The 21,454-nt window shown below is 33.4% G+C and carries 23 protein-coding genes; 5 read left to right on the plus strand and 18 right to left on the minus strand.

Going from position 1 to position 21,454, the window contains the following annotated elements:
- Nucleotides 1–2 precede the first annotated feature (2 nt).
- From QZN33_RS02870 to QZN33_RS02915, 10 genes are read right to left on the minus strand one after another with little or no spacing between them, the layout of a single operon-like run.
- Nucleotides 3–251 (minus strand): energy-converting hydrogenase B subunit J, encoded by a 249-nt coding sequence (locus tag QZN33_RS02870; RefSeq protein ID WP_296789419.1) that lies wholly within the window; start codon nt 249–251, stop codon nt 3–5.
- On the minus strand, nt 251–727 hold the full coding sequence (locus QZN33_RS02875) for an MnhB domain-containing protein (RefSeq protein WP_296789420.1): 477 nt from the start codon (nt 725–727) through the stop codon (nt 251–253). Before QZN33_RS02875 ends, QZN33_RS02870 begins: the two co-directional genes overlap by 1 nt.
- Nucleotides 724–1,002, minus strand: a complete 279-nt coding sequence (locus tag QZN33_RS02880) for a hydrogen gas-evolving membrane-bound hydrogenase subunit E (RefSeq protein ID WP_296789421.1) — start codon at nt 1,000–1,002, stop codon at nt 724–726. Before QZN33_RS02880 ends, QZN33_RS02875 begins: the two co-directional genes overlap by 4 nt.
- Nucleotides 995–1,330, minus strand: coding sequence for a hydrogenase (locus tag QZN33_RS02885; RefSeq protein ID WP_296789422.1), 336 nt, complete (start codon nt 1,328–1,330; stop codon nt 995–997). The genes QZN33_RS02880 and QZN33_RS02885 overlap by 8 nt, the downstream gene beginning before the upstream one ends.
- Nucleotides 1,327–2,784 carry an energy conserving hydrogenase EhbF gene (gene ehbF / locus QZN33_RS02890; protein WP_296789423.1) on the minus strand — a complete coding sequence of 486 codons (1,458 nt, stop codon included), beginning with the start codon at nt 2,782–2,784 and terminating at the stop codon, nt 1,327–1,329. Before ehbF ends, QZN33_RS02885 begins: the two co-directional genes overlap by 4 nt.
- Nucleotides 2,774–3,160 carry a cation:proton antiporter subunit C gene (locus tag QZN33_RS02895; protein WP_296789424.1) on the minus strand — a complete coding sequence of 129 codons (387 nt, stop codon included), beginning with the start codon at nt 3,158–3,160 and terminating at the stop codon, nt 2,774–2,776. Before QZN33_RS02895 ends, ehbF begins: the two co-directional genes overlap by 11 nt.
- Nucleotides 3,160–3,393 carry a DUF4040 domain-containing protein gene (locus QZN33_RS02900; protein ID WP_296789425.1) on the minus strand — a complete coding sequence of 78 codons (234 nt, stop codon included), beginning with the start codon at nt 3,391–3,393 and terminating at the stop codon, nt 3,160–3,162. Before QZN33_RS02900 ends, QZN33_RS02895 begins: the two co-directional genes overlap by 1 nt.
- 1 nt (nt 3,394) lies before the next feature.
- On the minus strand, nt 3,395–3,820 hold the full coding sequence (locus QZN33_RS02905) for a cation:proton antiporter (protein ID WP_296789426.1): 426 nt from the start codon (nt 3,818–3,820) through the stop codon (nt 3,395–3,397).
- On the minus strand, nt 3,817–4,083 hold the full coding sequence (locus QZN33_RS02910; protein ID WP_296789427.1) for a hypothetical protein: 267 nt from the start codon (nt 4,081–4,083) through the stop codon (nt 3,817–3,819). The genes QZN33_RS02905 and QZN33_RS02910 overlap by 4 nt, the downstream gene beginning before the upstream one ends.
- A gap of 29 nt (nt 4,084–4,112) precedes the next feature.
- Nucleotides 4,113–4,427 (minus strand): monovalent cation/H+ antiporter subunit E, encoded by a 315-nt coding sequence (locus QZN33_RS02915; protein WP_296789428.1) that lies wholly within the window; start codon nt 4,425–4,427, stop codon nt 4,113–4,115.
- A gap of 294 nt (nt 4,428–4,721) precedes the next feature.
- On the opposite strand from QZN33_RS02915, the gene QZN33_RS02920 reads away from it, so the two are divergent.
- Complete coding sequence (locus QZN33_RS02920) at nt 4,722–5,693, plus strand: arsenic resistance protein (RefSeq protein WP_296789429.1); 972 nt, start codon at nt 4,722–4,724, stop codon at nt 5,691–5,693.
- Here QZN33_RS02920 and QZN33_RS02925 read toward each other — a convergent pair.
- The 4 genes from QZN33_RS02925 to QZN33_RS02940 all read right to left on the minus strand — a co-directional run bounded on the left by QZN33_RS02925 (nt 5,685) and on the right by QZN33_RS02940 (nt 10,354).
- Nucleotides 5,685–6,737 (minus strand): glycosyltransferase family 2 protein, encoded by a 1,053-nt coding sequence (locus QZN33_RS02925; protein WP_296789430.1) that lies wholly within the window; start codon nt 6,735–6,737, stop codon nt 5,685–5,687. The two genes, QZN33_RS02920 and QZN33_RS02925, sit on opposite strands and share 9 nt — an antisense overlap.
- A 161-nt stretch (nt 6,738–6,898) precedes the next feature.
- Complete coding sequence (locus QZN33_RS02930; RefSeq protein ID WP_296789431.1) at nt 6,899–8,677, minus strand: FUSC family protein; 1,779 nt, start codon at nt 8,675–8,677, stop codon at nt 6,899–6,901.
- 134 nt (nt 8,678–8,811) lie between these two features.
- Complete coding sequence (locus tag QZN33_RS02935; protein ID WP_296789432.1) at nt 8,812–9,522, minus strand: metal-dependent hydrolase; 711 nt, start codon at nt 9,520–9,522, stop codon at nt 8,812–8,814.
- 82 nt (nt 9,523–9,604) lie between these two features.
- On the minus strand, nt 9,605–10,354 hold the full coding sequence (locus tag QZN33_RS02940; protein WP_296789433.1) for a succinylglutamate desuccinylase/aspartoacylase family protein: 750 nt from the start codon (nt 10,352–10,354) through the stop codon (nt 9,605–9,607).
- 43 nt (nt 10,355–10,397) lie between these two features.
- On the opposite strand from QZN33_RS02940, the gene QZN33_RS02945 reads away from it, so the two are divergent.
- A complete protein-coding gene (locus QZN33_RS02945) occupies nt 10,398–12,320 on the plus strand; it encodes an IGHMBP2 family helicase (protein ID WP_296789434.1) in 1,923 nt (640 codons plus the stop codon).
- A 203-nt stretch (nt 12,321–12,523) separates the two neighbouring features.
- Nucleotides 12,524–13,702, plus strand: coding sequence for an argininosuccinate synthase (locus QZN33_RS02950; protein ID WP_296789435.1), 1,179 nt, complete (start codon nt 12,524–12,526; stop codon nt 13,700–13,702).
- 16 nt (nt 13,703–13,718) lie between these two features.
- On the opposite strand, the gene QZN33_RS02955 is transcribed toward QZN33_RS02950, so the two are convergent.
- Nucleotides 13,719–15,362 carry a helicase C-terminal domain-containing protein gene (locus QZN33_RS02955; RefSeq protein WP_296789436.1) on the minus strand — a complete coding sequence of 548 codons (1,644 nt, stop codon included), beginning with the start codon at nt 15,360–15,362 and terminating at the stop codon, nt 13,719–13,721.
- 84 nt (nt 15,363–15,446) lie between these two features.
- Here QZN33_RS02955 and QZN33_RS02960 point away from each other — a divergent pair, with 84 nt between their 5' ends.
- Entirely contained in the window at nt 15,447–16,172 is a 726-nt protein-coding gene (locus QZN33_RS02960) for an NAD-dependent protein deacylase (RefSeq protein ID WP_296789437.1), read from the plus strand.
- Here QZN33_RS02960 and sfsA read toward each other — a convergent pair.
- Nucleotides 16,122–16,865: a DNA/RNA nuclease SfsA gene (gene sfsA, locus QZN33_RS02965; protein ID WP_296789438.1), complete on the minus strand. Its 744-nt coding sequence runs from the start codon at nt 16,863–16,865 to the stop codon at nt 16,122–16,124. The two genes, QZN33_RS02960 and sfsA, sit on opposite strands and share 51 nt — an antisense overlap.
- Nucleotides 16,852–18,393, minus strand: a complete 1,542-nt coding sequence (locus QZN33_RS02970; protein WP_296789439.1) for an NAD(P)H-hydrate dehydratase — start codon at nt 18,391–18,393, stop codon at nt 16,852–16,854. The genes sfsA and QZN33_RS02970 overlap by 14 nt, the downstream gene beginning before the upstream one ends.
- A 69-nt stretch (nt 18,394–18,462) precedes the next feature.
- On the opposite strand from QZN33_RS02970, the gene QZN33_RS02975 reads away from it, so the two are divergent.
- Nucleotides 18,463–19,608 carry an NAD-binding protein gene (locus QZN33_RS02975; RefSeq protein WP_296789440.1) on the plus strand — a complete coding sequence of 382 codons (1,146 nt, stop codon included), beginning with the start codon at nt 18,463–18,465 and terminating at the stop codon, nt 19,606–19,608.
- Here QZN33_RS02975 and QZN33_RS02980 read toward each other — a convergent pair.
- Entirely contained in the window at nt 19,598–21,436 is a 1,839-nt protein-coding gene (locus QZN33_RS02980) for an Ig-like domain repeat protein (protein WP_296789441.1), read from the minus strand. The two genes, QZN33_RS02975 and QZN33_RS02980, sit on opposite strands and share 11 nt — an antisense overlap.
- Between the last annotated feature and the right edge of the window lie 18 nt (nt 21,437–21,454).

Genomic DNA, 21,454 nt, shown 5'->3' on the forward strand with positions numbered 1-21,454 from the left:
CCTTATTTACTCCTTGCAAATAGTAGTTTGCCTACAAAAATTCCTATTAATGCAGATAAAAATGCAGTAGACATAGGCAAGTCTGTGTAAAATGGATAATTGCCTGATTGCCATGCTACTATAATTCCTGCTATTAAAATTACTACAAATGATCCAAGAGTGAATTTTGCATCTGAGTTTCCGGTTTTAATCTGAGAGCCGATAACCAAACCCAAAATCAAACCTATGACAATTGGTCCGATAGATAACATTATTCACCCTCCTCAACTAATTTCTTAAATCCTGCAAATGCAATTACAATTGAGGATAGGCCAACAAATACTTTTAAACCTACAAATACATTAAGATATGGAATAATTCCTGCATTTGTAACATCCGGATAATGGAAGACATTCTGAATTGCTGAAGGAACTATATTGAACAAGTCAGTTCCCACATTATAGAGGAAAAATCCTCCGACAAACAAACCGATTAATCCGAAGATTACAAATCCTAATGCACCTACAGATTCCAGTACTTCAATATAAGTGTGAGATAATTCCAATGGAGAGTTACCTAAGCCATAAACAAGAATGGACAATATAATTCCACTGGCAATCATTGCACCACCTTGGAAACCTCCTCCAGGAGTGATATGACCTCCAAGGATAGTCATTATACCCAAACAAATTAAAATAATTGAAATTGGTAAAGATATAAGTTTTAAAATCATACTACCCTGACTCATTGTTTATCCCCCAGTAATCCTCTACCGAATATAAGTAAAACAACTAATCCAGCAGTTAATAATATGATTGATTCTCCTAATGTATCGTATGCTCTGAAATCAAAAATAACTACAGTTACCAAGTTTGGAGCTATTTGAGTTCCTAAAGCGTTGTAGATGTTACTTACACCAGGTTGAATCATGCTGCTTAAATGAAATATAGCATCAAGTAAAGTAACTGAGAATATTGCTGTTAAAACTGCTGCGATTAAATTACGAACTGTAGTTTTAGACAAAATTACCACCCCAGTATAAGAATGTAACGATGATTGCAAGTGTTACCACTGCATAAAACAACATTTTCTCTAAAGAATCCTCTTGTTCTATTTTAAACTTAGGAATAAGCGGAATATTAGAAATTAACACGATAGCCAAAATTAATGTTACTAAACCTGCAAGCAACACATTAACATGCCTTAACAATATTGCAGCCATCACTAATGAAACAATTAAAAATATTTCTGCTGTAATACTTCCTGAAACATCAGCATTTGTTACAGGACCCGGTGAAAACAATTTTCTGAATTGTTTTACAACATTGAATATTTGATCATAAAGTTTCATAATATTCCTCCTACAAAGTTAGAAATTCCATTTGTTACTACATCTGGGAAGACACCTAAAGCGATAATGATTATTAATAATATGAACATTGCAAAAATCATTGTTCTTGGCACTTCTCTTCCTTCTAATTCCAAATCTCTTGGTTTTGGTTTTAAAAACATTGTATAGTATGTTTTTACAAATACTACAAATGTAGCAATACTGACCATAATAGCCAAGATAGATATTTCAGGGAATCCGCAATTTAAAGATGCCTGAACAAGCATTAACTTGGATTGGAATCCGCTTAATGGTGGAACACCGGCCATTGCCAAACCACCAATTAAAAGCATTATGCTTACTTTTGGATGAGCTGCAAGAAGTCCTCCAAGTTTACGTGTATCCACTTCGTTTGTTGCATTGACAATTGCACCAAAACCTATGAATAATAATGCAGTAATCATGATTTCGTTCAATGCCTGGAAAAGACCTGCAGTTACTGCATATTGTGTTCCAAGCCCGATACCTAAACCTATAAATCCTAATTCACCGACAGCTAAAAATCCAATCATCCTTCTGAAGTCTGTTTGGGTTAAAGCTAGAGAGACACCCAATATCATAGCCAAGATAGAGAAGAAGACTATGAGAACTTCAAATATAGGCAGTGTTGAATAAATTCTAAACATGATTAATACGATTGAAATCATTGAAACTACTGTAAATGACTGAAGTAAAGCTGCTCCATGAGGTTCTGCTTTTGAATAAATTCCAGATTTTATTGTATGGAATGGTGGTAAACCTGATGCGTATAACCAGCCAAAGAATATTAATGCGAGTGATAATAAAAATACTGGAGAAGTTGAGCTTATTAAACCATTATGAACAGCTGCAGCTATATCAGTTACATTTACACTACCTGTCATTGCCAGTAGGAATCCAATTCCTAAAAGCATTATCGGTGATCCTATTGACCCTAAAATCATATATTTTAAAGCCATTTCATAACTGTAATCAATTGATGACGCCGCTACAATACCTACTTGTGCCAAAGCCAGAATTTCGAAGAATACAAACATGTGGAATATATCGTCTGTTAAAAGCATTGCAGTTACAGCGGCAGTACCTAAGAACAGCAGGAACAGATAAGGTCCTGAAACTTCTTTATATTTGGTTAAGTAAATGAATACTACCAGGAATGTTAGAAGTCCGAGCATTCCTATAAATATCTGCTGCAGGAATGTGAATGAATAGGTAATTGCCGGATGATACATTACGTTTGTTACATTATCCAGTATCGGCTCATAACCTCCAAAGTAATGAAGACCGTAATTAGAAGCCAATGGAATTATAGGAAGACATATTGCAACAACAAAAGCAAAGATCTTGGTTGCTTTGTTAAATTTTGAAAAGGCACTGATAATTAATGCTGCCATAAGAGGAACAATAACCATAAGTGGAATCAGTTCATTCATCATATTCCTCCTTTTTAGATGTGTCTGCCAACATGACACGAGTACTTAATGTACCATATCTTCTGTATAAAACCATTACCAATGCAAGCATTACTGCAAGAGTACTTGCACCGATTACTATACTTGTAAGTACTAACCCGAAAGGTAAAGGATAAGCCGCATTTGATGCAAACCATGAAGTATCCATTCCCGGCATTAAAATAGGTACGACACCGCCAGGTTTATAACCAATAGCAACAATGAACAGATTAGCACCTTCTTCGATAAAACTAATACCAATTATTTTTTTGATGATATTATCAATGAAAATCGCTGAATAAAGACCGATTATGACCAATGCAGCGGATGTCAATAATATCGCCAGTTGAGTTTGTGCCATTAGCTATCCTCCCTTTGAGTTTTTTTAACGGCTAAAGCAATAAATACAGGAATTATCGCTGCACCTACAATTGCCTGTGTTAATGCAACATCAGGAGCAAGTAAGATCTGGAACAGTACCGCCATGGCACCACCGGAAAATCCTGTCAAGATTGCAGCCTTCAGTAAATCTTTTTGAACAAGGGCAAGAATTGCACTTATAATTATTATAATCATTAATACAAATTCTATCATTTTAATCCCCCTCATCAATTTCCAACATAGTAACTGAGAACCTTTCATCAGCTTTAAGTTTTTCTGAATTTTCACTTTCTAAAGCTTGCATTTTTTCTTTAGGATGAATGAAAGGATTATCATCTTCAACTACTTCTTCTTCAACAGTTACTAAATCTAAATTATTCTCTCTATCTTCTTTTTTCCAATAAGCGTTAGCGATTGCATGTGCCACAAATGGTGCTAGAATAAAGTATACTCCAGCAAGTAAATACTGACCGATAGCAATCATAGCAATAATACAAGCAATATCAAAGACACCAAATATATGGATTCTTGCGTAAACCACATTTTTAGTATCTTTTCCAAGACTTAAAACACCGATTGCAGTTATAATCATTAAAATTGCTGATATTATAAGAAGAGCAGATTGAATGTATTCTATCATTCGTCATCCCCTCCCAAAACAATACTAAATGCAACAGTGCCTACAAAACCAAAGAATATTAAAGCTAATGATATATCTCTAAAGAATTCAAGATTATACAAACCCCCAACAATAAGTAATGCTACTGCAAAAGCATTAACAACTACGGAGCTTCCTAAAAGCCCCATTGAGGTGGATTTATATGCACTTGCTCTTAAAGCGGCTAACATTACAATAGCTAATGCGATAACCACGAATATTTCTGAAATAAACAATATATCCATACTTCTCACTCGACAATTTTATAAGAATACTATTCCAGCATTTTTTTGATATAAGGTTCAAACGGAATAATATCCTCTTTTTTTCTAGGAGAAATAGCAGCTACTTTAATAATGTTATTCTCACTGTCTAAATCAACAGACAAAGTACCAGGAGTTAAAGAAATACTATTTGCTAAAATTGTTTGAGAAACAGGCCTCTCTAAAACTGTTTCAATATCAACAACTATAGGGTCAATATTTCTTCTCATAATTGAATTAAAACAAACACTAATGGTTGATTTAATTATTTCATAAATAAGAACTACGAAATATGCAATTCCGTACCCAATTCTAGTCAAAAACATTAAACAAGCTCCATTTCATTAAATTAATAGAATGTCAAAGATGACATTACCTAACAACATTATTATTTATCATGATTATTTATTATAAATGTATGCATTTTTATAAAAAATCTAGAAAAACAGTGTTATAATATGAATAAATATTTAAAAAAATATAAACTACCCCAAATGATATTTAAATTAAGAAAATAAGAAAAATCTGACAGTTATTTTAGAATTAAAAGAAAATAATTTTTAAAAAAAAAGTTTATATATGTCAACCCATAAATTTAGTCATACCTAAATGTGATGAATATGGAATTGATAGAAAAATTAGAACCAATAATAATTTTTTCAGCAATAATAGTCGGATTATTATTTTCAAATATTGACTTAATAGCACAAAACACAGATTATTTAATAAACATATTCCTATGCCTAATGCTTTACGGATTATTTTTGGAAGTGCCGTTAGGTGAGCTGAAAGACAGTTTTAAAAATGTCAAATTTACATCAACAAGTCTGATAATCAATTTCATATGGACACCATTATTCGGATATTTTTTAGGATCACTATTTCTAAAAGGCAACCTTGATATTGTTATCGGATTTTTCATGTTAATACTGACCCCATGTACCGACTGGTATCTGGTATTTACCAAAATGGCAAAAGGAGATATTAAACTAAGTCTATCAATCCTGCCAATAAATTTAGTGCTGCAAATCATTTTGCTTCCGATTTACCTTGTGATATTTTTCTCAAGCGGAAATACAATAGATTACACACAACTTGCATATTCACTATTAATTGTTATTGTAATACCGTTTATTGCAGCCCAAATTACAAAATTTATATTGAATAACAATTTAAATGAAAAAGCAAGCAGTTTATTCAGCTCTCTTCAAATCTGGTTTTTATCTCTTGCAGTATTTTGCATATTCGCAAGTCAGGGCGAGCTGTTATTTTCAAATCTAAACTCAGTTGTAAAAATATTTATTCCATTGATTATTTTCTTTGGAGTTAATATGATAATTGACCTGCTTTTATCTGAAAAAATTAATTTCACATACCCCAAATATGCAAGCCTTACAATGACAACACTGGCCCGTAATTCACCGTTGGCGCTGGCGATTGCAATAAACTCTTTCCCAGGCCATGAACTGATTTCCATTGCACTGGTAATCGGACCATTAATAGAACTGCCAGTATTGTATATTGTATCAAAATTCTGTTTGTGGGTTAAAAATTCAGGACTGTTCTTTGTTTGTCAGAACAAGTTATTTTAGAGAAGAAGTGAATTTTCTTAAAGGTTTTGTAATCTTCCAGCTTTTAGATTCTTCCAAAGTTTTAACTTTACGATTGCAGTCATACAGTTTAATTGCAAGACTGGCTTCCTTTAAAGTATCAGAATCAATTATCAGATTTGCCTTGTCTGCATCCTTGGTTAAAATCAATGAATTATTTTCAAAATCAATGCTTTTTAGAGTACTTTTCGCTTTAGTGTAGTATTCGTCAGAGTCTGCAAAACCCATATAATAAACCAGTTTAACAGCTTGGAATGCTTCAAATTCTTTCCTAAATTCATCGAAATAATTATTGTCCTTTAAATAATTCTCGATAATATCCGATAATGTGAAAAAATTAATCGTATTTGATGAAGAATGAACCAGTGAATCATCATTTTCACGATAGAAATAGAGATATTCCGGTACAAAAGAAATTTTTTGAGCCTGAAGAAAAGTTTTTACATGAAACGGTGCATCAGAATATGATTTGATTTGCGGAAATGTAAAATCGTCACTGCTTTTTAAGAATTCATAGCTGTAAAGTTTCAGCCATGGAGCAAACAGATCATTTAGAACATGACTTTTAATATCTTTATAATTGAATGTGAAATCGTTGAAATTAACCCCACCGAACTCCTTGTCCAAATCAAATGCGGGAAATTTATATTTTTCACCGTTCTTTATAAAAAATGCTTTTAGGATGCAAATTTCAGAATCATTGGAAGTGATATTATTGTACAGTTTTTTAAATGCATTTGAATCAAGATAATCATCAGAATCCATGAAATAAACATATCGTCCATTAACCATGTTTAAGGCATTGTTTCTGGTTTTTGCAACACCCATGTTTTCCTGATTTATGACAGTAATGCGCTCATCTGATTTTTCATATTCTTCAAGTATTTTTAAAGAGTTGTCAGAAGATCCATCGTTAATGCATAATATTTCAATGTCTTTAAATGTTTGATTTGTCAGGCTGTCCAAACATTCCCTTAAATAACTTTCACTGTTGTAGACCGGCAATATTACTGAAATTTCAACCATACTATCAGACCATATATATCTTTTTAATCATTTAAATATCAATGACATAGCTCTTTCAAAAACTTTGTTGATTTTCGAAAACATGCACTCTTCAGATTCACATCAAATTTCTAAAGTAATTTTAATTCAAAAGCAGACGTTAATCATTCGAAATAGAATTATTAATCAAATCCTTCGATAATCATCTGTTCATCTTTAAACAGACTCATGACATGTTCCATTGAATATGCCAATATTTTATCTTTGATATTTAAATTTACATCTGCCAATGCATTATCATCAATTATTTCAACCAAATTTTTAGCCAAATCATCAGATATTGGAATCAAATCCAGATAATTCAAAATAAAATTGCAAATATCAGTAATTTTTATCTGCAGATTATATAATTCTCGGTTTTCCTCAGTTATTTCAATGTTTTCCCGTACAACATTGCTTAAAACCAATAATGTTGTTTTTTTATCAGGCCCCGTTGCCATGCATTTCTGTTTAACCAAATCGATTGACTGTTGATTTAGCATATAAGATGTTTTCAAATTGTTCTTTGTTTCTATTTCAACAGAATAAGGCAGGAATTTGTAATTGAATAATGTGACAACTACAACTGCAACAGTTACCCACAATATCTTCAATTCCATTGCTTCAGGTGGTGGAATATACATCAGTGCAGTCATGACTGATATCACAGTAGTGACAATTGTCAAAATCAGTTTATCCTCCAATTTAAGGACCATTATAAACATGCAGACAACCATTACTGCAACAGAAATTACGTTAAATGAAACGTTGAGATAAGGGACAATTATGAGAATTGCCGCAAAAATTAAAACTCCAATAAATGTTCCCTGAAGCCGTGACTTTGCAGAATATGCAACATCATTAATATAAGGCAACATTAACGAGATTGTAGCGAAATATAGCCATTTTGTAAATGGCAAATTAAACATCAGCGTCAGTAGCTGCCAGACAAACATTAAAAAGGCCATTTTAAATGCAAAAGTAAACTTGGCTGATCTGAAGCTGAAATACTGTCTGATTAATGATTTGAACTGGGTTTTTAATGTGTTTTTATCCGGAAGCATTATTTCATCGGTTAAATCTTTTCTGATTTCATTTGAAATTATCTCCAAATTCAATAAAACAAGATACATTACTTTTGATTCTATTTCAATGCCGTCAAATATGTCCTCCAAATCAATTTGTTTGATTTGAGACAAAACACTTCTTATGTAAAGCAGTTCCTTATTTGACAAATCATGCTCAGATATAATCTTTCCAATGTATTGAAATGATTTGACAACATTCAAAACGGATTTGTGAATTTCAGATGGGAAATATTTATACTCGGACCTGTTGAAAATACTCAAATAAAATCCGTTGATTGTACGGAAATTATCCGAAAGAACATCTTTTCCATCCAATTTCAAATCTATAGCTTTGTCTAATTCAGAAATTAACATGTCAATAGTTGCTTTTGACAGTTTATAATCCTTTTTCCTGTTAATTGCCATATTCAATCCAACGATAAAAACCGCACCGAAGACAAGAGACAAAAGCCTCATCGGCAGCATTTCAACAGAAACCGGAATTCCAACCATCATAAAATATATCATCAGGTACGGCAAATAAACATGGGTACCAAAAAGATTATAGGACGTGAAAGTAGTTGCAAAGACAACAACAAAGGTCAATATGCATCCAAAGATAGTCAAAGGATTATTCAAAAACGATGTAATGCCTAACACCAAGAGCAATAACAGTATTTTAATAAAAGAAGATTTTGCTTTAAATGACAAATCATTACCCAGATTCATGAACGCCGCCATGACTACCATCATACCGATTACTGCATTTTGACTTCCAAACAGCACCATATAAACAATCATGAACAACATCATTGAGACAAACATGATAATTTTTGATTTTATTGCCCTATTCATAATTACTCTAATAATATATTTTATTAAGAATTAAAATAAGTTAATTATTTTTAAACAGAATGAAAAAATTTTAATGAAAAAATTTCAAATCAACAAAATTTTTGAAAGAGTGCATAATATTCAAACTGGTACGATTACAGTTTTAAAAAAAGATACTGCTCAAAAAGATTATACAATACAGGAGCATGATATATCAAAGCCAAAACTATTAAAATAAATATTGAAGCCCAACCGAAATTACTGCGGACTTTTTTTGAAGATAATGGCGCAAATATTTTTATTCCTGCCGGAGTAAATGAGTCCAGTACGATATGTGAAAACAGTCCCAAAAATATTGCCACTATGATTTCAATATAGTTAACCTCACCAGTGTTGAAAATGAATAAACTAACAAAAAACACCGGTAAAAATATCATCAGCACCTTTTTGTTTAAAAATAAAAAGCTTAAAAGTGCAATTAGAATTGCCATTAGCAAATAATAATTTTGCAAATCAGTGAGGTTTGTAACCAGCTGAAATGCCCAAATTAGTATTAGACTAATAGCGGAGGTCAATATAATTGCACCAAAAATGGAGTGAGTGAAGCTCCTGTGTTCTGAAAAGTAAAAGCATGCTCCCAGAAACACAATGATTAAACCAATCAAATAAGGTAATTTAAGGATGTATAGTGATATAAACACTACTAATCCCAAAATAATCAACTTATAAACATTATCCTTTTTGAATTTATGGTCAAAATCAGGGACATTTGCACCAATCAGACTTAAAGCAAGTAACAGAGGACTATGAAAAAACATCAATGAAATAATCAATGCAAATATCGAATGTCCTTTATAAGTTGACATCTCATCACCTTACTAGTACATATAAAAAATATATTAAAAGTAATTTATCCGAGAGCATTTGATAAGTAATAGTGTGAAAAAATTAAGGTAATTTAACTCCAAAATAAGTTAAAAAACTTTTCATCTGTGCCAGAGATTTATCAATACTGCCAAAGGCCACATTACAGAATGGTGACAGCACTTCCCCTGTTATTGCAGGAGTTCCACGTAAATTACAGACATCTTCAACAGCACCTTTATATGAAGAGCCCGCAAAGTCAAATGAAATTATTTCAGACCCCATATCTTTTGAAATATAATTTGCTATTAAAAAGCTTTCAGGAGATGGAGATTTTGATGAAAAAATAGATTCAAATCCGGGATTCGCATTAAATGAAGTTGAATGAAAATCACCAACAAAATCAATTTCCAAACAGGCAACAGCTTTAACTATCAGATTGCTGACAGAATTTTTCATATGGGCAGACCTGTTCAAATCCATTGAATTGAAAGTTCGCTCATTGTTCATGGTTGCATTAGGAGCTGCAAACGGAATAAAATAAATAGTATGAGATAAGTCTTTACCAAGCATTTCATTCATTAACCTTAAGTTTGCACACTGAGGAGGCAGTTCATTGCCATGAATACCTGATAAGATTAATAATTTGGATTTGCCATCGCCCATTTTAAAAATTGGTGTTCCAAAAACAGATTTTTCTAAAATAAATTGATTAAATTTGTTTAGCTCGATGTGTTCAAAGATCTGTCGGTTTCTTGAAACATAACCTCCTGAAAAATTACAGACATAAGCCATTTCAAGATTTTCAAATTCATCAATTTTTTTAAAATGCATAATTAATTATACAGTGACGCTCTTATTTAAAACTAGGGATTGGATGAAAAAATATATAAAAAATTTAATAAGATTAGTCAATTACGAAAGAGATGCGGAAATTGAGCTGATGAGATTTGAAATAGCTCATATGTCCGGACAGAAAAGAGAAGAATTAGGCCGTGCCATCAATAAAGTTAAAGGAAAATATATTGGTGAGGAATTAGGCTTAAAAATTGTCCAGTTTGGAAGATCAGAAGTTATTGACACTGAAATTTCAGTGGGAGATATGGTTTTGGTAAGTACAGATAATCCTTTAAAAAGTGATTTTACAGGAACAGTTACCGAAAAAGGAGCCAGATTCATTAAAGTGGCTTTTGATAAAAGAATTCCAAAATGGGTAGTAAAAAAGAAAGTCCGACTTGATTTATATGCAAATGACGTTACTTTCAGAAGAATGGAAGACAATCTTAAACATTTAAGCTTAAAAGGAAAAAATGCTCTGGAATACATTTTAAATGAAAGAAACCCCAAGCCAAACCGTTCAACACCTTATATTAGCTATATTGATGAAAATTTAAATGAATCCCAAAAATCCGCTATTGAAAATGCTCTTTCATGTGAAAACTTCTTTTTAATACATGGTCCGTTCGGAACCGGAAAAACAAGAACTTTAGTTGAACTAATCTCACAGGAAACCCGTCAGAATCACAAAGTGCTGGCTACAGCCGAAAGCAATGCCGCTGTAGACAATATTTTAGAAAGGCTGATGGACAACAAAAAGTTAAATCTCACAAGACTCGGACATCCCCAAAGAGTTTCAAAACACAATATTACACAGACTTTAGCATATAAAGTTGAAAATCACAAATTAAACAAGAAAATATCCAAAATTCACAAAAAGATTGATAATCTGATTGAGAAAAGAAAAGTTTATACCAAACCGACACCACAATACCGCAGAGGCTTTGGAGATTATGATATTCTCTACAATGCTTCTAAAGGAAAAGGCGGACGGGGAATTAGTCCTGATAAAATGAAGTCAATGGCAAAGTGGATTGAATATAATCAGGAAATCGATGAACTGCATGATGAAATAAAAAGAATAGAAAACAAGATGATCAGAGATATAATTGAAACCAGTGATGTTATTTTGTCTACAAATTCATCAGCAGCCCTTGAATCAATTTCCAGAACAAAATTCGATGTTGCAATTATTGATGAAGCTTCACAGGCAACAATTCCAAGCGTTTTAATACCTATTGCGAAGGCCCATAGATTTATCCTTGCAGGAGACCATAAACAGCTTCCACCAACTATAATAAGCGATAAAGCTCAGAATTTGGAAAAAACATTATTTGAAGAGTTGATTAGAATATACCCATTTAAATCACAACTTTTGAATGTTCAATACCGTATGAATTCACTGTTAATGAAGTTTCCAAATGCTGAATTCTACAATAACGGCCTTAAAAGCGATTCAAGTGTTGATGACATTACCATTAACGACATTATAAATTCTAATGAAAAAGAAGAAGCAATATTATTTATTAATACTTCAAACAAAGATTTGGACGGTGAAAAACACCTGAAAGATTCAAAATCCATAATTAACCAGCTCGAGGCAGATATTGCAGTCAGTGTTGCCAATGATTATCTGCAGGCAGGACTTGAAGAGGACGACATCGGAATAATCAGCCCTTATGCAGACCAGGTGAAAATTATCCAGGACAGAACACCTGTTGAAGTTAAAACAGTTGACGGTTTTCAGGGAAGAGAAAAGGAAATTATTATAATTTCCACAGTCAGAAGTAATGAAAATGGAAATATTGGATTTTTAAGAGATTTAAGAAGATTAAACGTTGCAATCACAAGAGCTAAAAGAAAACTGATTATTATCGGCAACAAGGAGACATTGAAAAACAATCCGACATACCTGCGACTTATAGAATTTGTTGAAGAAAGAAAGTTATTGAGAAATATTTAGGCAAACCTAAACTTTTATATACTATGAAAAACTAACTAATAATCAAGACTCTTAATTGATGTTTCAATTTTTAAAGCCCATATAACTTTTCAACCTCAATTATATTCTTCAATTAAGAGTTTTCTTCTGTCTTATTTTCAAAATTATAAATACTATAAACTATAAAATAATTAACATAACTTATTTTTATATATGGTGATTAAATGACTGATAAAGTACTTTTAGCATTTAGTGGAGGATTAGATACCTCTGTTTGTGTTAAATTATTAGAAGAAAAATACAATGTAGAAGTTATTACAGCATGTGTAGATGTAGGACAAGGCGAAGAAGAAATGGAAAAAGCAAAAAATAGTGCAGCTAAAATTGGTGGATTAAAACACTACAATATAGATGCTAAAGAAGAATTTGCTAACGAATACATCGCACGTGGAATCAAAGCAAACGCAGAATACGAAGGATACCCATTAAGTACTGCTTTTGCAAGACCATTAATTGCTCAAAAACTTATAGAAGTAGCTGAAAAAGAAGGAGCAACTGCAATTGCACACGGTTGTACTGGAAAAGGAAACGACCAGTTCAGATTTGAAGCTATTATCCTTGCAATGTCCGATTTGGATATCATTGCACCAATCAGAGAAATGAACCTGACAAGAACTGAAGAAAAAGCATATGCAGAATCCAAAGGAATTGAGCTAAATTACGATAAAATTTACAGTATTGACGAAAACCTCTGGGGAAGAGCAATTGAAGGAGATGTCCTAGAAGACCCTGCAAATGAACCTCCGGAAGACATCTACGAATGGACTGCATCCTGGCAAGACGCTAAAGATGAGCCTGAAAAAGTATCTATCGAATTTGAAGAAGGTATTCCAGTAGCCATCAACGGCGAAATGATGCCGTTAATCGACATCATCCAAAAATCCAATGAAATTGCAGGATCACACGGTATCGGTAGAGTAGATACCATTGAAAACAGAATGATTGGTATTAAAAGTAGGGAAATCTACGAAACCCCTGGTGCAAAATTATTAATTGCAGCTCACCAGGCATTAGAAGAATTAGTCTTAACAACTGACGAGTTAAGATTTGCTGAATACATGTCCAGACTTTATGCTGACCTTGTATACAGAGCACTCTGGCAGGAACCTCTAAGAGAAGACCTTGACCAGGCAATCGACAATATGCAGGAAAGAGTAAGCGGAGAAGTTGTAATGAAACTATTTAAAGGTTCAATCCACCCAATTTCAAGAAAATCTCCATTCAGCTTACACAGCATAGAACAGATTACATTTGAAGACAAAGAAACTGACCAAAGAGACGTTGAAGGTATGATTAAGTACCACGGTCTTCAAGCTGCAAATTACCAAAAATTAAACAGATAGCTTTAACGCTATCACTTTACTTCTTTTTTTGAACAGCTTCAATGAAATATTCATTGAAAAATCCACGATTATAATCAAACAATTGTTTAAAGCTAGAATCGATTATATACATCACACACCAGTCATCGTGGTCCCTAATACCCCTACCATATGCCTGCATCAATGCCATAACAGTCTGATAATAGAACCATTTAGGATCAAGGTCACGACGATATTTTACCTGCTCATTCAGTTGAGGATAAGGAATCTTAAATACAATCTGGAAGCGGCACAAATCACCCTTAAAATCAACTCCATCTTTAATGGAAGCGCCGATAAGAACAATATCTTCATCAGATTCACTGAATTCCTTTAATGTATAATTCCTATCTTCACCGCCGACAAATACCAAATTGTAATCTTTTAATTTTTCAATTATCCAGAATGCCTGTGCATTGCTTGAGGTGTGAATAACTCCTTTCTGGCCATGATGCTTATCAAGCAAGTCTTTAATTTTTTGAATAGCCCTTTTACTTTTCCAATTGGGAATGCCCCTCCTAAAACCACTCATACGACCAACGAAATCCACATAAATCGGCCTGTTAGCTACTTCAAAAGGACTTTTTTCATAAATATAATATGTCTTTTCAGGGTCGATGTTATTCCATTCACAGAATTTATCCTTGCTTCCCAGAGTTCCTGTTAAAAAAATGCAGATATTTCCCATAGAAAGCAGTTTTTGAGTGTCATCAGATACTGAGAAAGGCTTGAATTCAGCAGAGATATCCATTTTTCCATCCAGAATGATTTTTCTGTCCGGTAAATCAATAATCAAATCATTATCCGCCAATCCCAATCCTATTGAAGCAAAATTTTTCACATCCTGTTCCAGATTCTGCTTTTCTACATAATCGTAATTGGAATACTTTGAAGGGTCGCTTTCAAATTCATCCAGACTAACCTGAACACTTTTGTTGGCATCGCCCTCAATTTTTTTAATTCTTTTCTTGCATTCTTTAATCAAATCATTGCACAGCTCAGTCCAGTACTTGGAGTTTCTCTTCAGCTCATTGATTGATTTTGTTGCATGCATTAAAGGTTCAAAAATATCGATTCCGAATTTTGTTGAAATATATTCCCGATTTAACTCTGAAGAAGACAGCATTAACATTTTACGTTCCAGATTATGAGCCTCATCCAAGATAAGCAATTCACGAGAGTCCAGAAGAGGATTTGCTACACCTGCATAGTACAGGTAATCATAATTTGTAATAACGTTTTTAGCTTCCTGAGCTTTTCTGAAAGCCAGATTATAGTCACAGTCACTGCATCGCCTTAAATTATACTCAGCTTTAATACAAAAATCACAGCTGCCCTTGTAGTTGCATTTATAATTGCCACGACCTTTAATTTCAACAAGCATGTCTGAAAAATCATCCAGATACTGTTCCTGAAGCTGTTTTGTCATTGTTAAAATATACGAGTCATCATACATGTTGGCGATAGTTGTAGCTATTGCAGACTTTCCAATACCAGTTCCGGCTTCGAGAATTATATATTTGTAACCGTTTTTTATGGCTACATTTATTTCATTAATTAGTTTAATTTGACTATTTCTGGGATTATACTTTGGCAGTGACCAGTACACCATCCAATCAAGATTAGAATTATTATTTTCCAAATTAAACCACACCTATTTGAAACAACATTATAATAATTAATATATTAAACAATTATATTTAAAAGTTTATACATAGAGTTAAACATGTCTAAAATTACCCAATTACAGGAAATAATCGATTCTTCAGACAATATTGTATTTTTTGGAGGAGCGGGAGTTTCAACAGAAAGCGGAATTCCGGATTTCAGGTCTGAAAGCGGAATCTTTAAAAGTCTGGAAAAATACGGAGACACCCCTGAAAATCTGGTTTCTCATAGCTATTACCTTGACCATACTGAGGAATTTTTTAACTATTACAAGGACAATCTCGTCTTTAATGATGCAGAACCCAATCCGGCACATATTAAACTGGCAGAACTTGAAAAAGCAGGAAAATTAAAAGCAGTGATTACTCAAAATGTTGACGGCCTGCATCAAAAAGCAGGAAGCAAAGAAGTTCTGGAACTTCACGGAAGCATTCATAGAAATTACTGCCAGATTTGCAATAAGGAGTACTCTCTGGAATATATTTTGGAAAGTGACGGAATTCCAAAATGTGAATGCGGAGGAACCGTTAAGCCCGATGTCGTACTATATGAAGAACCTTTAAACAATGCAGTCTTAAGCTTTGCAATAGATTATATTTCAAATGCAGATACATTAATCATCGGAGGAACATCACTTGTCGTATATCCTGCAGCAGGACTTATAAATTACTTTAACGGTACAAATCTTGTTCTAATCAACAAAAGTGAAACTCCATATGACAATCTTGCAAGCCTAGTCATCAACGATGCTATCGGAGAAACTCTTTCCCAAATCAAAGTCTAGAGATTCGGGAATTAAATCTATTCCATCCAGACGGTTATCACATCTATAGACCAGGATTTCCACACCTTTATCATAAGCTTCATTTAAGGTTTCGCTGAATTTTGGGTCATTTTCCCAGTTAGGTCTGAAAAATTTGCCTGCAGGATGCTGTATCAGGAAAAAGACAACACAGCGATTTCCATCTTTTTTAAGTTTTATTAGCTCCTTTAGATGTTTTGCCCCACGTTCTGTAGGAGCATCAGGAAATCTTGCCTCACCATCTACAATAAGTGTTACGCCCTTAACTTCAACAAAACATGAATCAACCAGAAAGTCAATCCCGCAACAATCGTCTTCATGGTTGGCCAAGTATATATCTATCCGTGAGTTATCAACAGTTTTTTCTCGCTGATGATAATCATAGCCGGAAAGTTCCTTTATCTGACCATTTACTATTGCATCATATACAATACTGTTAGCTTGTTGAGAGTAAAGTGATACCAGCTCACCATTGTTCTCAACAAAATGAAGTGAAAACTTGGTTTTGCGGTTGGGATTGTCTGAAGGTTTCAGCCATACCACAGCATCATCGACCAAAAGTTCCCTGCATCTTCCCGTATTTGGCACATGAGCTATTTCCAGATTTCCATCAACTTCAACTTCTGCAATGAATCTGTTTGGACGATTTTTAAAGATTCCTCTAACATAATCCATTTTTAATCACACTGCCAATGTATGAAACCAGATCTGTTGCTGAAAAACCGTTTCCTTTTACTTTAAAAGCCTCATCACCTGCAATACCATTGATGAACACACCTAAACAGGCACTGTCAAATGAATTCAATCCCTGTGAGAGAAGACTTGCGCAGATTCCGGCTAAGGCATCACCTGTTCCGCCAACAGTCATTCCTGCATTTCCACTTTTATTGATTCTGAACCGTGTGCCGTTTAAGATTAAATCATATTGTCCTTTAACAATGACACTGCCTTTAATCTGGCGGGAAATACGCTGAAACTCAGTAATGTTTTCATCGACTTTTTCAAAATCATATGAATCAATATCCAGTTTCAGGCTATCTTTAACATTGAAAAATGATTTGAACTCGAAAATATGTGGAGTCAGTATAATATCTTCACGGTTTTTAATTAATGATAAATCAACCTGTTTTAAGGCATCTGCATCTAAAACTACAGGCTTTTTGATTTTTGCAACAAGAACATTAAACAGTTTTGATGTATCTTCATCAATTCCCGCACCGGAACCAATCAGTACAGCATCGACTTTATCCGCAAGTGTTAAAATATCATTTAAATGTGTTAAAGAGAGTTTTTCACCTTCAAGTGAATTTACAATTAAATCAGGAGATGTAAATTTGATAGCCTGAGCCGCATCATATGGTGATGCAACATAAACTAGATCCGCTCCGGCACCGATAGCCGCCATTCCAGCAATTGCAGGAGCTCCTGAATAATCCTTGCTTCCGCCGACAATTAACAAACTGCCATTATTTCCCTTATGAGAAGACTTATCCCTGTTATTCAGCCTTAAAAAATCACCATAGCTGACAAAGTATTCCGCTTCAAAAGGTATTCCGATATCTGCAGTTACAAGTCCTCCGACAATTTCCTCTTCAGCCTGGCGAACACCGGTTTTAATTTTATGAAAACTTATTGTATAATCAGGAACCACAGCCAAATCATCTACATCGCCTGTTAACGGATCCATTCCTGAAGGCACATCCACACTGATTTTTACCCCACCTGCATCATTTATAATTTCAATAGCTCTTCTGATATTGGTCTGAAGTTTTCCTTTTATCCCCGTACCCAGAAGACCGTCAACAATGATATATTCTCCTTTTTCGTTTTTGGCCAATTCACAATTGTTAATGTCTTCCAATGTTTTCAAATTGAAAATCTTTAATCTGGATAAACGTGGCTTCATATTCTTCAATATTTCAAGATTGGTTTTTGCCTCTTTTGAGTGGATATTATCTTTAAGCATATATACATCCACATCATAGCCCCTGTTTAACAAGTATCTGGCTGCAACAAAACCGTCACCGCCGTTTCCCCCTGAACCTGTAAAAATTACTACCTTAACAGGTTTGGAAAATGTATAAACAGCAATTTTTCCCACTTCTTCTGCCAGAGACTTTCCGGCAGATTCCATTAAACATAAACGAGATAAACCTAAATATTCACAGTTATAGTCTGTTACCATCATATCAATTGGATTCAAAAAATCACCTTTAAATTAAAATATAACCACTTAAATAAATATAATTATCTTAATTTAAGGAAAATTTCTATGAGAAAAATTACATTAAAACTATTAACTGAACTGCCTCAAAAATACATTACAACGGGGCTTATTTTAGTAATCATATTATACATTTACGGAATCCTCGGGTCTTATTTTATAATGGATTTGAATCTGCTTGATTCAATTTATTATGCTACAATCACAATGGCAACAGTAGGTTATGGAGATTACATTCCAACCACAGGGGTTGAAAAGATATTTGCAACCACACTGGCACTTTCAGGAGTTGCACTGCTTGCTTATGTATTCAATGTTATACTGTCAACATTCCAGGAGCGAATGATTCTATATTCAAAGGGAGCTCGAAAAATGAAATCAATAGAAAGAATGGAAGATTATTATATTATTTGCGGTTACGGAAGAGTGGGAAAAGTTGTTTTCAAAGAATTAACCGAAAGAAATCAAAATGTTATCATTATCGATAAAGATGAAAAAATCACTGAAAAAATTGAGGACAGCAGTTCTGTTGTCGTTCTCAATAAAGATGCAACAGACAATGATTTAATCTCAAAATTAGCCGGAGAGAAATGCAGAAGCGTAATTCTATGTACAGGAGATGATGTGATTAACATTTTCATCGTTTTAACAATACGTGAAACCAATCCTAATGCATGGATTGTAACCAGATCAAGCAAATCAGAAAACGTTTCAAGATTAAAAAAAGCAGGTGCAAACAAAGTCATATCCCCTGAAGTGATTGGAGGACAGGGACTTTACTATGAATCCGCAAGACCTCACCTTTTAAGCATAACAGTAAAACACGATCTTGAGGGAATATTTCCGGAATTTAAATTGATTTCAAAACACGGATGCACTTTAGAAAATATCCAATACCATTTGCCGGGAATTGAAACACCATTTATTCGTGAAATTAAGAAAAAAGACTACGTAGACGGTGAAAACTACAAGAATTACTTAAACAGCAATGATGACAAAAGAGAAGCACTTGAAAATCTATATAAAACTGTCAATCATATCCACACTCATGTTATTTCAGGTCCAGACAATTCCACATTCGATGAATTAATCAAAGATTTGGAAAAAATAGAAACAGTCATCGGAATCAATTTAACACATGCGCAAATCGCTGAAATAACTAAAAAAGAAATGGAAAGTAAAATTACACAATAGTAATCTTACTTTTACCTGAAATCAGATATTTGTTAGTAGCAGGAGCTAAAACAACATTATAAGTTCCAGCGGACAAATCTTTTGTATCCAGTTTTGCCACACCCTTAGTGTCTGTTTTAACAGTGTAAGTTTTTGTTATTCCATTTGCTGTTAGTTTAACTTTAACTTTAAGTTTAGCTACTGCCTTAGCTGTGTTTTTATTTTTAATTGTAACTTTAAAGTATCCAGTGTTATTGAAAGTATTGGTAACACTTGGAGCTTTGATTGTTGTTGGAATTTTAACAAACTTATCAACGTTTCCAAAGCTGTGAGATCCCAGATATTTCATGTTTGGAACTTTTGGAAGTTTATGACTGCTTACAAATTTACCTTTGAACACTACATGATCAACACGCCAGCCTGAAGACACACCCACATACCTTCCGTTATCGTTTGCAGCATAAGCTTTTATTGATGAAGTAGATTTGAAGTTTTTATCTGTTTTAAGGTTCCAGTGAAGAACAACAACCTGTCTTCTGTTAACTCCATAACGGTCTGTAGCACCAACCTTGATTGCTGCTTTAGCAGGATTTGAGCTGTATTTTCCATAGGTACTGTGACGATAATACTCTTTAAAGTTAGGAGAACAGCTGAATTCACCAGGTTTCAATTTACCTGTGATAATCTTGTTTTTCCACACAACAGCATATCTTCCGTCCGGTGCCTTAATTGAAAAGTGACCGAAGTTTATGCTTCTTTTATAGCTGTAAATCTTTTTCAGGGAAGACATTTTTATTTTGTTGGATTTTACCATATCAACAGCTAATTTTTCCATTGAATTGATAAAGTCATGTGAATCAAGTCCTCCGTTACCAACTATCCAACCGTTAGCAAATACAATCAGGTGCACAAAACCATTGGCATTTGTATGTTTTATTACTGGTATACCACCTAATTTATAGTCTTTAACAGTAATAGTGGTCATAGCAACATTATCCCTTCTAAAACCTGCAACTGATTCAGTGTCACTTACCTGCAGGAAGAATGAACAGCAGTCTTCACCAGGAGAAGATTTCACTTTCATTGTTATCTTGTTATTAGAATCTTTATAAGAAATATAATTCTTATTTTTAGAGTCTTTAATCTGTGCAGCAATCTTATAAGTTCCCACTTTCAGATTTTTATTTAAAGTAACTACACCTTTGCTGTCAGTTGTTGCATAATAATTAGTGTATTTTTTAGTTTTAGTTGAATAAACTTTAAATAAAACCCTAATTCCACTGACAGGATTTCCAGTATTTTTGTTGTATACTTTTGCTTTAAGATATAATCCTGATTTATAATAAGTATTGAAATTGCTCATCTTAATAGCCAGAGGAGCCTTTTTAACTTTAACATAAGAATCAGATTCACATGAAGTGAAATTATCATCACCACTGAACTTGAATGTCAGTTTATAAGTGCTTGGCTTTAAATTGCTGTAAGACAAGATAAATTTACCATTAGAATCAGTAGTTTTATTATTTATTTTTCCATTAAAAATTACGCTGACGCTTTTATTTTCCAATGCAGCATTATTTGAATCTTTCAGCTGAACTTCAACATCTATTTTTTCCTTATAGTAAGAAGTAACGTTTTTTACTTCAAATTTACTTTGAATTTTTGAAGATTCCTGTTCGGCAGAATCATCATAACCATCATCAATTTCATCTATTTCTCCTTGAGATGAAACATCATCCAATATAACGTCAGAAGTTACATTTTCAGAAGCTGAAACGAAACTGAAACTCAACGTTATAATTGCAAGAATCATCAAGAATAAAAGAATTCCCTTATACGACTTTTTCATTAATCAAACCCCCATAAA

It is taken from the genome of uncultured Methanobrevibacter sp., assembly GCF_900314615.1.
Lineage (GTDB): Archaea > Methanobacteriota > Methanobacteria > Methanobacteriales > Methanobacteriaceae > Methanocatella.

Bases quoted from the DNA above. Each gene is read 5' to 3' on its own strand.
- sfsA (WP_296789438.1), bottom strand. From the start codon at position 16,865: ATGGATTATGTTAGAGGAATCTTTAAAAATCGTCCAAACAGATTCATT.
- QZN33_RS02980 (WP_296789441.1), bottom strand. From the start codon at position 21,436: ATGAAAAAGTCGTATAAGGGAATTCTTTTATTCTTGATGATTCTTGCA.
- QZN33_RS02930 (WP_296789431.1), bottom strand. From the start codon at position 8,677: ATGAATAGGGCAATAAAATCAAAAATTATCATGTTTGTCTCAATGATG.
- QZN33_RS02950 (WP_296789435.1), top strand. From the start codon at position 12,524: ATGACTGATAAAGTACTTTTAGCATTTAGTGGAGGATTAGATACCTCT.
- QZN33_RS02900 (WP_296789425.1), bottom strand. From the start codon at position 3,393: ATGATAGAATTTGTATTAATGATTATAATAATTATAAGTGCAATTCTT.
- QZN33_RS02920 (WP_296789429.1), top strand. From the start codon at position 4,722: ATGGAATTGATAGAAAAATTAGAACCAATAATAATTTTTTCAGCAATA.
- ehbF (WP_296789423.1), bottom strand. From the start codon at position 2,784: ATGATGAATGAACTGATTCCACTTATGGTTATTGTTCCTCTTATGGCA.
- QZN33_RS02910 (WP_296789427.1), bottom strand. From the start codon at position 4,083: ATGGATATATTGTTTATTTCAGAAATATTCGTGGTTATCGCATTAGCT.
- QZN33_RS02945 (WP_296789434.1), top strand. From the start codon at position 10,398: ATGAAAAAATATATAAAAAATTTAATAAGATTAGTCAATTACGAAAGA.
- QZN33_RS02975 (WP_296789440.1), top strand. From the start codon at position 18,463: ATGAGAAAAATTACATTAAAACTATTAACTGAACTGCCTCAAAAATAC.
- QZN33_RS02905 (WP_296789426.1), bottom strand. From the start codon at position 3,820: ATGATAGAATACATTCAATCTGCTCTTCTTATAATATCAGCAATTTTA.
- QZN33_RS02915 (WP_296789428.1), bottom strand. From the start codon at position 4,427: ATGTTTTTGACTAGAATTGGGTACGGAATTGCATATTTCGTAGTTCTT.
- QZN33_RS02870 (WP_296789419.1), bottom strand. From the start codon at position 251: ATGTTATCTATCGGACCAATTGTCATAGGTTTGATTTTGGGTTTGGTT.
- QZN33_RS02885 (WP_296789422.1), bottom strand. From the start codon at position 1,330: ATGAAACTTTATGATCAAATATTCAATGTTGTAAAACAATTCAGAAAA.
- QZN33_RS02940 (WP_296789433.1), bottom strand. From the start codon at position 10,354: ATGCATTTTAAAAAAATTGATGAATTTGAAAATCTTGAAATGGCTTAT.
- QZN33_RS02895 (WP_296789424.1), bottom strand. From the start codon at position 3,160: ATGGCACAAACTCAACTGGCGATATTATTGACATCCGCTGCATTGGTC.
- QZN33_RS02925 (WP_296789430.1), bottom strand. From the start codon at position 6,737: ATGGTTGAAATTTCAGTAATATTGCCGGTCTACAACAGTGAAAGTTAT.
- QZN33_RS02935 (WP_296789432.1), bottom strand. From the start codon at position 9,522: ATGTCAACTTATAAAGGACATTCGATATTTGCATTGATTATTTCATTG.
- QZN33_RS02960 (WP_296789437.1), top strand. From the start codon at position 15,447: ATGTCTAAAATTACCCAATTACAGGAAATAATCGATTCTTCAGACAAT.
- QZN33_RS02875 (WP_296789420.1), bottom strand. From the start codon at position 727: ATGAGTCAGGGTAGTATGATTTTAAAACTTATATCTTTACCAATTTCA.